13 protein-coding genes are annotated in these 13,486 nt (G+C 68.4%); 5 read left to right on the forward strand and 8 right to left on the reverse strand.

All coding sequences use genetic code 11. From position 1 onward, the window contains the following. Positions 1-141: 141 nt before the first annotated feature. Positions 142-612 (forward strand): DUF421 domain-containing protein, encoded by a 471-nt coding sequence (locus ACJQWM_RS08905; RefSeq protein WP_332703986.1) that lies wholly within the window; start codon positions 142-144, stop codon positions 610-612. 19 nt (positions 613-631) lie between these two features. Here the strand turns inward: ACJQWM_RS08905 and ACJQWM_RS08910 are convergent, their stop codons facing one another. From ACJQWM_RS08910 to ACJQWM_RS08920, 3 genes are all read right to left on the reverse strand, one after another. Beyond that, complete coding sequence (locus ACJQWM_RS08910; protein WP_332703984.1) at positions 632-1,075, reverse strand: MgtC/SapB family protein; 444 nt, start codon at positions 1,073-1,075, stop codon at positions 632-634. A 21-nt stretch (positions 1,076-1,096) separates the two neighbouring features. Next, positions 1,097-3,070 (reverse strand): DEAD/DEAH box helicase, encoded by a 1,974-nt coding sequence (locus tag ACJQWM_RS08915; protein WP_332703982.1) that lies wholly within the window; start codon positions 3,068-3,070, stop codon positions 1,097-1,099. Between the two features lie 237 nt (positions 3,071-3,307). Further along, the gene (locus ACJQWM_RS08920; RefSeq protein WP_332703979.1) at positions 3,308-3,466 is read right to left on the reverse strand and encodes a hypothetical protein; all 159 of its coding nucleotides are present in this window, start codon (positions 3,464-3,466) and stop codon (positions 3,308-3,310) included. Positions 3,467-3,656: 190 nt separating this feature from the next. Between ACJQWM_RS08920 and ACJQWM_RS08925 the strand changes: the two genes are divergently transcribed. Both ACJQWM_RS08925 and ACJQWM_RS08930 read left to right on the forward strand, forming a co-directional pair. Continuing rightward, positions 3,657-5,237, forward strand: coding sequence for a protein adenylyltransferase SelO (locus ACJQWM_RS08925; RefSeq protein ID WP_332703977.1), 1,581 nt, complete (start codon positions 3,657-3,659; stop codon positions 5,235-5,237). 232 nt (positions 5,238-5,469) lie between these two features. Further along, positions 5,470-6,249 carry a hypothetical protein gene (locus tag ACJQWM_RS08930; protein ID WP_332703976.1) on the forward strand — a complete coding sequence of 260 codons (780 nt, stop codon included), beginning with the start codon at positions 5,470-5,472 and terminating at the stop codon, positions 6,247-6,249. A gap of 241 nt (positions 6,250-6,490) precedes the next feature. On the opposite strand, the gene ACJQWM_RS08935 is transcribed toward ACJQWM_RS08930, so the two are convergent. Together ACJQWM_RS08935 and ACJQWM_RS08940 are read right to left on the reverse strand one after the other, a co-directional pair. Continuing rightward, on the reverse strand, positions 6,491-6,754 hold the full coding sequence (locus ACJQWM_RS08935) for a hypothetical protein (protein WP_411306772.1): 264 nt from the start codon (positions 6,752-6,754) through the stop codon (positions 6,491-6,493). Between the two features lie 15 nt (positions 6,755-6,769). After that, positions 6,770-8,866, reverse strand: coding sequence for a S8 family serine peptidase (locus tag ACJQWM_RS08940; protein ID WP_332703975.1), 2,097 nt, complete (start codon positions 8,864-8,866; stop codon positions 6,770-6,772). Between the two features lie 284 nt (positions 8,867-9,150). Here ACJQWM_RS08940 and ACJQWM_RS08945 point away from each other — a divergent pair, with 284 nt between their 5' ends. Next, complete coding sequence (locus ACJQWM_RS08945; RefSeq protein WP_332703973.1) at positions 9,151-11,058, forward strand: ATP-binding cassette domain-containing protein; 1,908 nt, start codon at positions 9,151-9,153, stop codon at positions 11,056-11,058. A 150-nt stretch (positions 11,059-11,208) separates the two neighbouring features. Here the strand turns inward: ACJQWM_RS08945 and ACJQWM_RS08950 are convergent, their stop codons facing one another. The 3 genes from ACJQWM_RS08950 to ACJQWM_RS08960 form a co-directional block, all read right to left on the reverse strand. After that, complete coding sequence (locus tag ACJQWM_RS08950) at positions 11,209-11,565, reverse strand: DUF1622 domain-containing protein (protein WP_332703971.1); 357 nt, start codon at positions 11,563-11,565, stop codon at positions 11,209-11,211. 320 nt (positions 11,566-11,885) lie between these two features. Continuing rightward, a complete protein-coding gene (locus tag ACJQWM_RS08955; protein ID WP_411306774.1) occupies positions 11,886-12,335 on the reverse strand; it encodes an energy transducer TonB in 450 nt (149 codons plus the stop codon). A gap of 9 nt (positions 12,336-12,344) precedes the next feature. Continuing rightward, the gene (locus ACJQWM_RS08960) at positions 12,345-12,686 is read right to left on the reverse strand and encodes a 4a-hydroxytetrahydrobiopterin dehydratase (RefSeq protein WP_332703969.1); all 342 of its coding nucleotides are present in this window, start codon (positions 12,684-12,686) and stop codon (positions 12,345-12,347) included. A 177-nt stretch (positions 12,687-12,863) separates the two neighbouring features. On the opposite strand from ACJQWM_RS08960, the gene ACJQWM_RS08965 reads away from it, so the two are divergent. Then, complete coding sequence (locus ACJQWM_RS08965; RefSeq protein WP_332703967.1) at positions 12,864-13,472, forward strand: NfuA family Fe-S biogenesis protein; 609 nt, start codon at positions 12,864-12,866, stop codon at positions 13,470-13,472. Positions 13,473-13,486: the final 14 nt, after the last annotated feature.

The following is a 13,486-nucleotide window of genomic DNA, read 5'->3' on the forward strand; positions in this document are numbered from 1 at the left end:
AGCGGCTTCAGCCGCGATCGGATGCATGGCGGCTCGTCCGGTCCCGGATCGCGGCTGAAGCCGCTCCTACAGGTTACGAGCCTTCACGCGTCCGACGCGCCGAACGCGGTGTCATGGCCTACACCGCTTGGGCTGCGATCCATGTTCTTCGACTCCTGGAACGACCTGCTGCGCGTACTGCTGGTCGGCATCTGCGCCTACGTCGCGCTGGTCGTGCTGCTGCGCGTGTCGGGCAAGCGCACGCTGACCAAGATGAACGCCTTCGACTTGGTGGTGACGATCGCGCTGGGCTCGACCCTCGCCACGATCCTGCTGAGCCGCGAGGTGTCGCTGGCCGAGGGCGTGCTGGCGCTCGCGCTGCTGATATTCCTGCAGTTCCTCATCACCTGGCTGTCCTCGCGCTGGCGCGCGGTGCACGATCTGGTGGCCAGCGAAGCGACCCTGCTGTTGCACGAGGGCGAGTTCCTGCACCAGACGATGCGCAGGGAACGGGTCAACGAGCAGGAGGTGCGCCAGGCGCTGCGCAACCACGGGATCGATGATCCCGCCGATGCCCGCGCGGTGGTGATGGAGACCGACGGCAGCTTCAGCATCATCAAGAAGCGCAGCTAAAGGTCGTGGCGCGACGACGTCAGTCTTCCGGCCGCTGCTTCTTCAGACGGCCGAACCAGGTGAACACCGCAAAGTTGAGGATCGCCAGTACGATGGCGTGACCCCAGTAGCCGAAGCCGGCCGCGGCCCCGATCGCCCCGACCACCCAGATGCTCGCGGCCGACGCGGTGCCGGAGACATAGTCGTCGTGCTTGAGGATCGCGCCGCCGCCGACAAAACCAATCCCCGTCATCAGGCCCTGCATGATGCGGGCGGTGGCATCGGGGGCGTCGTCGCCGATGAACTCGCGCGCGATCAGCACGTATGCGCATGCGCCCACTGACACCAGCGGAAACGTGCGCACGCCCATGATGTTGCCGTGCCGCTCGCGGTTCCAGCCGATTGGAAACGCCAGAGCGAGCGCGCCGAGCAACGCGAGGTAGTCACTGAGGTGTTCCAGCAGGCCGCCGGTCGATATCGTCATTGCGCCTCCACTCCGGTGGGCTCAACGCGGCGCGCGCGGTTTGAAGGGCTTACGCGCACCGTCACCGTGCGGTTTACCGCCGTGCGGCTTGCCCCCGCGTGGCGCATGGCCCGGCTGCGGCCCGCGGCTTCGGCCACCGCTGGCGTCTGCGGCCTCGGCGTGGCGGATGCGCAGCGGCTGGCCGGCGACATAGACGCGCTTGAGGTGTTCCATCAACTCGCGCGGCATGCCTTCGGGCAGGTCGACCAGACTGTAGTCGTCGCGGATGTCGATGCGGCCGATGTAGCGGCTTTCCAGGTCGGCCTCGTTGGCGATCGCCCCGACGATGTTGCCCGGCTGCACGCCGTGGGCGTGGCCGACCTCGATCCGGAAGGTCTCCATGCCTATGTCACCGACGCGCGGCGCGGCACGCTCGGGCGCGCGCGATGGCGCCGAAGCGTCGTCCTCGAACAGGGCCTCGCCCGCGTTCTGCTGCGCCCTGGGCGGGGTGAACTGCCGTTCGGCATGGCGCGGCGGCGGCGCATTGCGTTCGTCGAAGCTGCGTGGGCTTGAATCCCGGGGCGGGCGTGGAGCACGGGCCGCAGGTTCGCGGCCCTCGCGCGGGGCGGCGTCGCGCGTGCGGCTGTCCGGGAACGCGCGTCCTTCGCTGCGCTGCGGCCGCTCGGGCGGGGCGTCGATCAGCAGCGGCGTGTCCCCCTGCACCAGCTTGGCCAGCGCTGCGGCGATCTCGACCATCGGCACGTTGTGCTCGGTCTCGTAGCGCTCCACCAGCTCACGGAACGCGCCGAGGTCTTCGCCACGGGTCTCGGTGATCCGGCCCAGGAAGCGCGCCACGCGCTGGTCGTTGACCGCCTCGACGCTGGGCAGCGACATCTGCTCGATCGGCTGCCGGGTGGCGCGTTCGATGGCGCGCAGCATGCCGCGCTCGCGCGGAGCGACGAACAGGATCGCCTCGCCCTTGCGGCCGGCACGGCCGGTGCGGCCAATGCGGTGCACGTAGCTTTCGGTGTCGTAGGGGATGTCGTAGTTGAGCACGTGGCTGATGCGGTCCACGTCCAGCCCGCGCGCAGCGACGTCGGTCGCCACCAGCACGTCGATCTTGCCGTCCTTGAGGTTCTGGATGGTCTTCTCGCGCTGCGCCTGCTGCACGTCGCCGTTGATCGCCGCGGCCGAGATGCCGCGCGCGGCCAGCTTGCCGGCCAGCTCGTCGGTGCCCAGCTTGGTCCGGGCGAACACGATCATCGCGTCGAACGGTTCGGCTTCCAGGATCCGGGTCAGTGCATCGAGCTTGTGCACGCCGCTGACCGCCCAGTAGCGCTGGCGGATGTTGGCCGCGGTGGTGGTGGTCGACTTGATCGCGATCTCGACCGGATTCTTGAGGTATGTCTGGGCGATGCGCCGGATCTGCTGCGGCATCGTCGCCGAGAACAGCGCGACCTGGCGCTCGGCCGGGGTCTTTTTGAGCACGGTTTCGACATCGTCGATGAAACCCATGCGCAGCATCTCGTCGGCTTCGTCCAGCACCAGGCAGCGCAATTCCGACAGGTCCAGCGAACCGCGCGTAAGGTGGTCGATCACCCGGCCGGGCGTACCGACGATGACCTGCACGCCGCGCTTGAGCGCATTAAGCTGCGGCGCATACCCCTGGCCGCCGTAGATCGGCAGCACGTGGAAGCCGGGCAGGTGCACCGCGTATTTCTGGAACGCCTCGGCTACCTGGATCGCCAGCTCGCGGGTCGGCGCCAGCACCAGCGCCTGCGGCTTGCGCCGCGTCGAATCGAGCTGGGCCAGGATCGGCAGCGCGAACGCGGCGGTCTTGCCGGTGCCGGTCTGGGCCTGGCCGAGCAGGTCGCGGCCTTCCAGCAGCGGTGGGATGGTGGCGGCCTGGATCGGCGAGGGCGACTCGTAGCCGACATCGGTCAGGGCGCGCAGCAGTGGTTCCGACAGCGCAAGATCGGTGAACTTGAAGGGGGGGGCGGGCGTCTCGGCGCTCATCGCAGGTCTCGTTGACGCCGGCGTGGGGCCGGTCGGGAAGACCGCATAGTCTAGCCGCCGGACCGGGTGCCGGCGTGATCGGAAGTGGCTTCAGCCGCCCGCGTGGAAAGACGCGCGGTGTTTCGCGACCGGTACAGCGCGCCCGGCTGCGCAAGGTCGCGGCTTGCGCCACTCCGGTATCGGGCTCGCTTCCATTGCGGTCGCCGGAGCGCGCTCGCGCCCGGCGATCCGGACCGACTAGCCGCTGCCGACGGAGCTGCCCGGGGGTGCCGCGGGTTCCGGCCCAGTGGCCGTGTCCGCCTTGGCTGACTGTTTCTTCGCGAGCTTTTCTTCTTTCTTCTTCTTCTTGGCGATTTCGCGCTGTCGCTTCTCGAAATTGTAGTTCGGCTTCGCCATTGGGCACTTTCTCCTACGGGGGATGGCGCCCAGTCTAGGGCATGCGCCGCGACGGCGCCGCCGCATCACCCCGCGTGCAGGTCGCAGTCACTAGGCTGTGCAGCCCGATCGGCCCGGCTTTGCCCGTCTGCGCAAGGCGCGTCCCGGCTGAGTCTGCGCTTCAGTCCGATGGCATCTACAGGGAGCCGCCATGCTGGAATTCGAGTTCGACAACCGTTTCATCCGCGAATTGCCAGGCGACCCCGATGCCGGCCCCGGCATCAGACAGGTGCACGGCGCCGCGTGGTCGTCGGTGCAGCCGACGCCGGTCGAGGCGCCGCTGTTGTTTGCGCATTCGGCCGAGATGGCGGCGCGGCTCGGCATCGATGAAGCCGACGTGGCCACGCCCGAGTTCGCGCAGGTGTTCGGCGGCAATCGGCTGCTCGATGGGATGCAGCCGTACGCGGCGAACTACGGCGGCCACCAGTTCGGTCACTGGGCGGGGCAACTCGGCGACGGCCGCGCGATCACCCTGGGCGAGACGATTGCACGCCCGAAAGGCGCTCCCGAAGGCGAGCGCTGGGAGCTGCAACTGAAGGGGGCGGGGCCGACACCGTACTCGCGCAGCGCCGATGGTCGCGCGGTGATGCGCTCCTCGATCCGCGAGTTCCTGTGCAGTGAGGCGATGCACCACCTCGGGGTGCCGACCACGCGTGCGCTGAGCCTGGTGGCGACCGGCGAGGCAGTGGTGCGCGACATGTTCTACGACGGCAACGCCAGGCCCGAACCCGGCGCGGTCGTGTGCCGGGTGGCGCCGTCGTTCATCCGCTTCGGCAACTTCGAGCTGCCGGCTTCCCGCGGGGAAGCCGCGCTGCTGCGGCAGCTGGTCGAGTTCACCATCGATCGGGACTTCCCGCACCTAGCAGGCGAGGGCGATGGCGAGGCGCTCTATGCCGCCTGGTTCGGCGAGGTCTGCGAGCGCACGGCGGTGCTGATGGGGCACTGGATGCGGGTGGGTTTCGTGCACGGGGTGATGAACACCGACAACCTGTCGATACTCGGCCTGACCATCGACTACGGCCCCTACGGCTGGATCGACAACTACGACCCGGACTGGACTCCCAACACCACCGACGCGCAGAACCGGCGTTATCGATTTGCCCAACAGCCGGCGGTGGCGTACTGGAACCTGGGCCGCCTGGCCGGCGCGCTGTCGCCGCTGTTCGACGGAGTCGAGCGGTTGCAGGACGGGCTGAAGCGTTATGTCGATGCGTACACCGCGGCCGATCGCAGCAACACCGCGGGCAAGCTGGGGCTGGTCGAATGCACCGAGGGCGACCTGGCGCTGATGCAGGCCCTGCAGGACCTGCTGGTCGCAGCCGAGGCCGACATGACGATCTTCTTCCGCGCGCTGGCTGACGTGGACCTGTCGGCGCCGTCGCCCGCGCCCCTGCAGGAGGCGTTCTACGATGACGGCAAGCGGCGTGCGGCCGGGCCGCAGTTGCGCGAGTGGCTCGACCGCTACGCCGCCCGTGTCGCGCAGGACGCCTGGACGGCGCAACAGCGACGCCAGCGCATGCAGGCCAGCAACCCGCGTTACGTGTTGCGCAACTACCTGGCCCAGCAGGCGATCGACCGCGCCGAGCGCGGCGACCCCGGCGGGGTGGTCGAGCTGCTGGAGGTCATGCGCCGGCCCTACGAGGACCAACCGGGCCGCGAGGCCTATGCGCAGCGACGGCCCGATTGGGCGCGGTCGCGGGCGGGGTGCTCGATGCTGTCGTGCAGTTCCTAGCTATGGCACCGGCTGTGGCGTGGAGCCGAGTTCGCTCGGTTGCCTCGTTCCCTGGTAGAGCCGAGCTTGCTCGGCTGCTGTTCTCGGCATTCCGGTGAAAGGCAAGCGGAGCAAGCTCCGTTCTACGGCAGGCGCGGTCCTTCCTTCGTATGTCGTGTAGAGGCTCGAAATGCCGGATTACCCCGCGTTCACCCTCGGCGCGGAATGCTGTCGGTATCCGAGGAGCATGAGCATGCACATGACCATCATCCGCGCTGCCCGAATCCTGCACCACGTGATCCCCACCCGTTCCGCCGCAGCACGTCCGCGCCTGTGGCTTGCGGCCGCCGCGCTGGCGTTGCTCGCTGGTTGCGCCACCGGCATCGGCGGCTTTCCCGGTGGGCAGCAGTACCCCGGTGCGTCCGGCCCCGGCTACGGCGCCAACGCGCTGGTCGGCACCGTGGAGCGCGTCGATGCCAGCTACGACCGGATCCTGCTGACTGCGCAGCCGTCGCAATACCAGCGTGGCTCGCGGGTGGAGGTGTACTTCGACCAGCGCACCTCGCTGTACTACCAGGGCCGCCAGCACCCGGTCGCGGGACTGGAACGCGGCGATGTGATCCGCGTCGATGCCACGCAATCGCGCGGACGCCTGTGGGCGCGCAGCATCGAGGTCGTGCACAACGTCCGCGACGGCTATCGCGGTGGCTCCGGCCGTGGCGACCACTATGGCCCCGGCCACGGCGGGCAGTACGGTAACCAGTTGCAGGGCACCGTCGGCTACGTCGACCCGCGCGCACGCGTGATCGAACTCGAGGCGGGTGGCGGTTACGGTCGTGACTATTCCGGCCGTCATGGAGATCGCGCGCGGGTGCGTTACGACCGCAACACCACGGTCGAGTACCGCGGCCGCCGCTACCGGCCGGAGAACCTCGAACGCGGCGATCTCATCCGCATCCAGGTGCGGCGCTGGGGCAACGACTGGCTGGCGGAGCACATCCGGGTCGAACGCAGCGTGCGGGAGCGTTGGTAGACGCTGAGGGCGGGCTTCATTCGGTCGTGGGAGCGGCTTCAGACGCGACCGGTACGCCGGGTTCGCGTGGAACATGGACGGTGCTGTTGCCGGGAGAAGCGGTGGTCGGCTACCGCTTCTTTTCGAGAAACCGATTCTGGTTCGCGGCTGAAGCCGCTCCTACACACCTGCACAAAGGGCAGCCCACCGGCCGAGGCGGCCGGTGGCGCTGGACGAGGCGCCGGCGGCGCGGCGGCGGCGGTCAGATCGGTGCGAACGGCTTGGCGGCCTTCTTCTCGCTCTTATCGGCGCGCTTTTCCTTCATGGTCTTGGCCGGCTTCTTTTTCTGTTCCTTCTTGCGGTCCATCCCCTTGCTCATGATCGTGTCCTCGCGGTGCGATGGAGGCCGTGGGCGGAATGCCACGGCAGGTGACCAGTATGCGCCTGCAAACGCGGGTTGAAGCGCCGGCGGCGAGACGCCGGATACGCAAACGGCCGGAGCCTGGGCCCCGGCCGTCTGCGACATGCGCCTTGGTTCAGGTCAGTCCGCGGTCACCACCGCGCGGGTCTGGGTGCTGACCAGGGTGTAGTTGGCAACCACGGTGGCGAAGCCGGTGACCTGGTAGGTGTAGGTGCCCGGCTCGCTCACCGCGAACTCGAGCAGCTCCGGGTTGTCCAGGGTGGCCGCCGAGGCGACCTGCTGGCCCTGCGGATCGAGCAGGTACAGGTCGATGTCCACGCCACCGTCCCAGCTCAGGTGCGCCTTGATCGTGGTGACGTCCTGACCAACCTCGAACGGGATTTCCTGGATCTCCAGGTTCTCGACCGACGGCCCTATGGTGCCGGTGAAGGTTTCGGACTCCTCCACCAGTTCGACGTTGCTCGCGAACAGTTGCCCGTCGACCAGCGCGCCGTCGAAGTAGGTCGATCCCTCCACGCCGCGCAGCTCGACCTGGTGCAGCCCGGCGGACAGGCCGTTCAGAGCGAAGCTGCCGTTGAAATCGCTGGTCGCGCTGTAGAAGCTGATCCGGCCACGCGCGATGCCATCGACGTAGACATCGGCCACGCCGCCCTTGCTGTCGCGCGGGTACTGAAGCTGGAACGCCTTGCCCTGGAACGACAGGTTCAGGCGGGGCACCGACTTCTTGCTGACGCTGGCCCTCATGTAGCTGCCGTCGCTGGCGCCATCGGCGTTCACTGCCTGCCAACGGCCGCTGTAGGCCAGCTTGCCGTCGCTGTCGCTGATCGTGTTCCACTCGCCCTGGCTCGACCACGCGGTGTCGCCGTCGAGGAAGCGCTGGCGCTCGCCTTCGGTGCGCGAAGCCAGGTCCACCGCGGCCAGCACGTCGACATAGCCGCCGCCGACCACGTGGTAGGGGTGCTCCGGCATCGGGGTGGCGGTCTCCATCAGGATCTGCTCGATCTGGTCCGGGGACAGGTCGGGGTTGGCCTCCAGCAGCAGCGCGGCGGTGCCGGCGATGAACGGCGTGGCCATGCTGGTGCCGCTGATGCAGTGGTAGTACGTGGTGTAGCTGGGGTAGTCGGCATTCACCACCGGGCCGAGGGCGCCGATCACGGTCCCCGGCGCGCGGGTCGAGCAGATGCTCGAGCCTGGGGCGACCACGTCGATGTGCTTGTAAGTGTCGCCCTCAAGACCGCGGCTGGAGAAACCCGACAGCTCGCCGGCCTTGGTGCCGGAGCCGACGTTGATCACCCAGGGCACGATCGCATAGGGGTTGAGCGTGTCCTCGTCGGGGCCGTCGTTGCCGGCTGCGAACGACACCACCATGCCGCGCCGATAGGCTTCGTAGCTGGCCTTGTTGATGGGGTTGTTGGGGTCGTAGACGCTGTTGGAGCTGCCCCAGGAGTTGGTGATGATGTCGATCCCGTAGCGCTCCTGGTTGTTGAGCGCGTAGTCGAAGCCCATCAGCGCGTACAGGATGCTCAAGCCCTCGCCGGCACCGATGCCGACCAGGTCCGCGCCCGGCGCGATGCCGTCGTAATAGCGTGCGCGGCGGGTGTCGTTCAGCGACGCCTCGCCGGTGCCGCCGACGGTGCCGGCGACGTGGGTGCCGTGGCCGCTGCTGGTGTCGGTGTTGGATTGGTTTTCCACCACGGCCGAGGCGCCGACCAGGTCCAGGTCGCCGATCAGCTTGACGTTCTGCACGGTCTTGCTGCCGAACTGCAGGTCGGGGTGATTGGCGTCCACGCCCGAATCGAGCACCGCCACGGTGACGCCCTTACCGGTCAGGCCGATGTTGTCCTGGACCTTGTGGCCGTTGGTGATCTCGCCGGCCTCGTAGTTGAAGTAATCCAGCGGGGCATCGAAATAGATGCTCTCCACTCCGTCCCAGGTCGCGACCTCGCGCACCTGCGCGCTGGTCAGCAGCGCGCCGGCCATCGGCAGCTGCTGCATCGGGTGCACGCTGGCGGTCAGCTCGAGCAGGCGGTCGGCCTGGCCCATGTCGCTGAAGGTGACGACCACGCGGTGGGTCGGTTCGCTGTCGAGCCGTTGTTGCAGATCGCCGGAGATCAGCGCATCGGCGCTGGCGCCGAAAGACAACAGCAGGCCGGTGGCGACAGCCAGGCCGAGCACGGTGCGGTTACGTGACGCGCGGGTGCGTGGGAAGGTGTTCATGGCAGCCCTTCGAGGGTGGAGGTCCGATCACTATGGGAACCCGCGAGCTGCCGCACCATCCGGGTTTACCCCCGCGTCGCGTGGGGGAAAACCCCCGTGCGCCGCGGTACGGGGCAATGAGCGGGGGCGCCGGGTTCAAACGGTCACGTGGCGTGACGACGGCGTGTCGAAACACGCAGCGATCGGGGCTCCTGGGAGCTGCCGATCCCAGGGGGCGTGGCGGAACTGCACGCGGAGTGAGCCGGACTCGCGGGCTGAACCTCGCTGCCCCGTAGAATGGGCGGATGCCCCTGATCACCTTGAACAACCTCGACTACAGCGTCGGCGGTCCCCTGCTGCTCGAAGATGTCGAGCTGTCGATCGAGCCCGGCGAGCGCATCGCCCTGATCGGGCGCAACGGCGCGGGCAAATCCACCCTGATGAAGCTGCTCGCCGGGGAGTTGCAGGCCGACGACGGCGAGGTCCGGCGCGAGGGCGGGGCGCGGATTTCGCGGCTCGAACAGGAAGTCCCCGCCGGCGCCCACGGCGATGTGTTCGACGTGGTCGCCGCCGGGATGGGCGAACTCGGCGCGTGGCTGGCGCAGTACCACCACCTCAGCCACGCCGAGGAGTTCGACGCCGAGGCCATGGGCGAGGTACAGGCCAAGATCGAGGCCGCCGACGGCTGGAGCGCCGACCAGCGTGTGGTCGAGACGCTGGAGCGGCTCAGCCTCGACGGTGATGCCGCGTTCTCCGGCCTGTCCGGCGGCATGAAGCGCCGCGTGCTGCTGGCGCGTGCGCTGGTCTCTTCGCCCGACCTGCTGCTGCTGGACGAACCGACCAACCACCTCGACATCGCCGCGATCGACTGGCTGGAGACCTTCCTCAAGGGCTGGGCCGGTGCGCTGGTGTTCGTCACCCATGACCGGCGGTTCCTGCGTGCGCTGGCCACGCGCATCGTCGAGATCGACCGCGGCCAGGTCACCAGCTGGCCCGGCGACTGGGCCAACTACGAGCGCCGCCGCGAGGAACGCCTCAATGCCGAGGCGCAGGAGAACACGCGCTTCGACAAGCTGCTGGCGCAGGAGGAAGTCTGGATCCGCCAGGGCATCAAGGCCCGCCGCACCCGCGACGAGGGCCGCGTGCGCCGGCTCAAGGCGATGCGCAATGAACGTTCGGCGCGGCGCGATCTCACCGGTAACGTAAGGATGGATTTCGCCCAGGCCGAATCGTCGGGCAAGAAGGTGATCGAGGCCAGGGACGTGTCGTTCGACTACGGCGGCAAGCCCCTACTGCGCGAGCTGTCGACCACGATCTTCCGCGGTGACCGCATCGGCCTGATCGGACCCAACGGCAGCGGCAAGACCACCCTGATCAAGGTCCTGCTCGGCGAGCTGCCGCCGACCGCGGGCGAGGTGCGCACCGGCAGCAACCTGCAGGTCGCGTATTTCGATCAGTACCGCGCGACCCTGCGCGAGGACTGGAACGCGCTGGAGAATGTCGCCGAAGGCCGCGAGTTCATCGAGGTCGGTGGCAAGAACAAGCACGTCATCGGCTACCTGCAGGATTTCCTGTTCACTCCCGAACGCGCGCGCGCGCCGATCACGCGGCTCTCGGGCGGCGAGCGCAACCGCCTGCTGCTGGCCAAGCTGTTCGCGCAGCCATCCAACCTGCTGGTGATGGACGAACCGACCAACGACCTGGACGTCGAGACGCTGGAATTGCTGGAGGACATTCTCGGCGACTACCCCGGCACGCTGCTGCTGGTCAGCCACGACCGCGACTTCCTCGACAACGTGGTCACCTCGACCCTGGTGATGGAAAGCGACGGCCGCGTGGGCGAGTACGTCGGCGGCTACAGCGACTGGTTGCGGCAGCGGCCGCTGGCGAGCGCCGCGGCGAGCGCGGGGACGGGCGCAGCCGCCGCATCCAGGTCAGCCTCCATGCCGGCCTCGCCGATCGCCAAAGCGGTTGAGGCCCCGGCGACTGCAAAACGCAAGCTCAGCTACAAGGAGGCGCGCGAGCTGGAGCAGTTACCGCACCGCATCGAAACGCTGGAAACCCGGCTGGCGGCGCTCACCGCGGCGATGAACGACCCGGCGTTCTACCAGCGCGATGCGGCCGCGATTACCGCCGACAACATGGCGCTGGCGGACGTGCAGGCGGACCTCGATGTCGCCTATGCACGCTGGGCGGCGCTGGAGTCGGAGTAGCGTCAATGGGCTGACAGGGTCTTTTTCCCGGTGCAGCGCGGCGAGAAGTGGCTGTGGCGTTCGACGCTGCGCGAAAACTGCCTGTATCGCGCGCCGCCGGTGCCGTGACCGACCGGCCCGCATGGCGACTGGAGCGGCGCCTTCCCCGGGTCAGCCATTGCGGTCGGCTCGGCCATGCAACTGGTTCGACTGCCACGGCCAGCGGCCCTCCAGCTCCATCTGCAGGGCCATGCTGAGGAAGGTGCGGATCAGCACGATCAATCCCAGCACCAGCACATCATGGAGCGTGGGCGTCACCGCCACGGTGCGGATGATGTCGGCCGCGACCAGAAACTCCAGGCCCAGCAGGATGCCGCGCCCGAGGTCCTGGCGGAACTGGTGATAGCGCCCGTTCTTTGCCGCATGGCCCGGCCAGGCGAAGCGCCCAATCGCGAACAGCAGGCCCAGCACGATGACCACCACACCGGCGGCATCGACCGCCCAGCTGACGTGTTCGAAGGTCGGCATTCGCATCCTCGATGGCGGCGGCCGCCGATTGCAGTGGCTGCGGGGCCCGCGGCTGCGCCGGAACCGGCACGATGCACGCTGCGCCGTGAGTACCTGGTGGAAGGCTCCACTCGCAAGTCCGCGAACTCCGTCTCTTGTAGGAGCGGGCCATGCCCGCGACCGCGCCATCCGTAGCAAGGCGATCGCGCCCATGGGGCGCTCCTACCGTGCGGCGTTATCGCCTGGGCGGTGTTTGTAGGAGCGGGCCATGCGCGCGATTGGACCTGCGTAGCAAGGCGATCGCGCCCATGGGGCGCTCCTACCGCCGACCCCGAGCCGGTCTACAACTCGTTGCGGTTGCGCTGCTCGTCCAGAGCGAAGCAGACGTCCGGTCGCAGCGCGGGCGGGGTGAACGTCACCGGCACCTGGATCGTCTTCTCCAATGGCTGCCCGCCGCGGGTCGCCGGGCGGAAGCGCCAGGTCCGCACCGCCTCCTGCGCCGCATGGTCGAGCGCCGCGGTACGGCTGCTCTGGGCCACCTCCACGATGCTGGGCGTGCCATCCAGGCCGACCGTGACCCGCAGGATGACCCGGCCGCCGACATCGTCGCAGGCCAGTTCGGGCGGATAGGCCGGCGGCGGCGTTTCGACCGCGGTGAGTTCGGTAAACGGGACTGGTGCCGGTGCGTCCTCGCCGGGGCCGCAGCCCACCAGCAGCAGCGAGGCGGCGACCATCGCGCAGGCGCGTGGCGCCAGGCGCCGATCCCGTGTCGAGTGGCCTTCAATAGACATGGCGCTCCTTCAGTTGGCCAGTGATTCGGCTTTCGCCGCGCAAATGAAGTCATTCTCGCTGAGCCCGTCGACGTCGTGGGTCGAGTAGCGCACCACGCAGCGGTCGTAGTGCACGCCGAGGTCGGGGTGGTGGTCCTCGCGATGGGCCATGAATGCCAGCGCGTTCACGAACGCCATGGTCCGATAGTAGTCCTCGAACCTGAAGGTCCGGCTCAGCGCATGGCCGTCCTCGACCAGCTCCCAGCCCGGCACCTCCGGCAATAACTCGCGCACGCGGGCCTCGGTGAGCCGATGCTCGTTGCCGCTGCGCGGGATGCAGTGGGCCTGGGCGAGGGGAACGAGGTCGGGCATCGGCGGATTCCTTGCGGCAGCGCGGTCGACTGAACAGACCATATCGACGGTGGACGTAGAGTGCAGGCTGATCGTGCGCCCGCGGGGAGATCGTTAGAATAGCCGCATGCTCCGGATTTTCGAATCCGCCCGAGGCGCTGCCCGCGAATTGGTCGAACCTGAGGACACAGCCGCGCAATGATCCAGATTTCCGAATCCGCCCAGACCCATTTCCGCAAGCTGATCGAGCGTGAGGCCTTGCCCGGCCTCGGGGTGCGCCTGTCGGCGGTCGCTGCCGGCACCGCCAGGGCCGACGTGCGGCTGGAGTTCACCGAGCCGGTCGATCTCAATGGCGACGAGTGGGCGGTGGACTGCGAGGGCTTCACGTTGTGGCTGGAGGCGGCCAGCGTGAACTACCTCGATGGCGCGCAGATCGATTACGAAGTGCAGGCGACCGGGGGCCAGTTGCAGATCCGCGCACCGCGGATCAAGGGTGAGACACCGGGCGAGTCGGCATCGGTGGTCGAGCGCGTGCACTGGCTGGTCGAACACGAGATCAACCCGCAACTGGCCCAACATGGCGGGCATGTCGCGGTGCAGGAGGTCACCGGCGAGGGCGTGGTGGTGTTGCGCTTCGGCGGGGGCTGCCATGGCTGCGGCATGGCCGACGTGACCTTGAAGCAGGGCATCGAAAAGACCCTGCTGGAGAAGGTGCCCGGCGTGACGGCGGTGCGCGACGCGACCGATCACGATACCGGGGCGGCGCCGTATATCGCCCGCGAGGCCGGCCCGGGCCCGGCGGCCTGAGTCCGGCGCGGCGC

Source organism: Novilysobacter longmucuonensis (assembly GCF_046600735.1).
Lineage (GTDB): Bacteria > Pseudomonadota > Gammaproteobacteria > Xanthomonadales > Xanthomonadaceae > Novilysobacter_A > Novilysobacter_A longmucuonensis.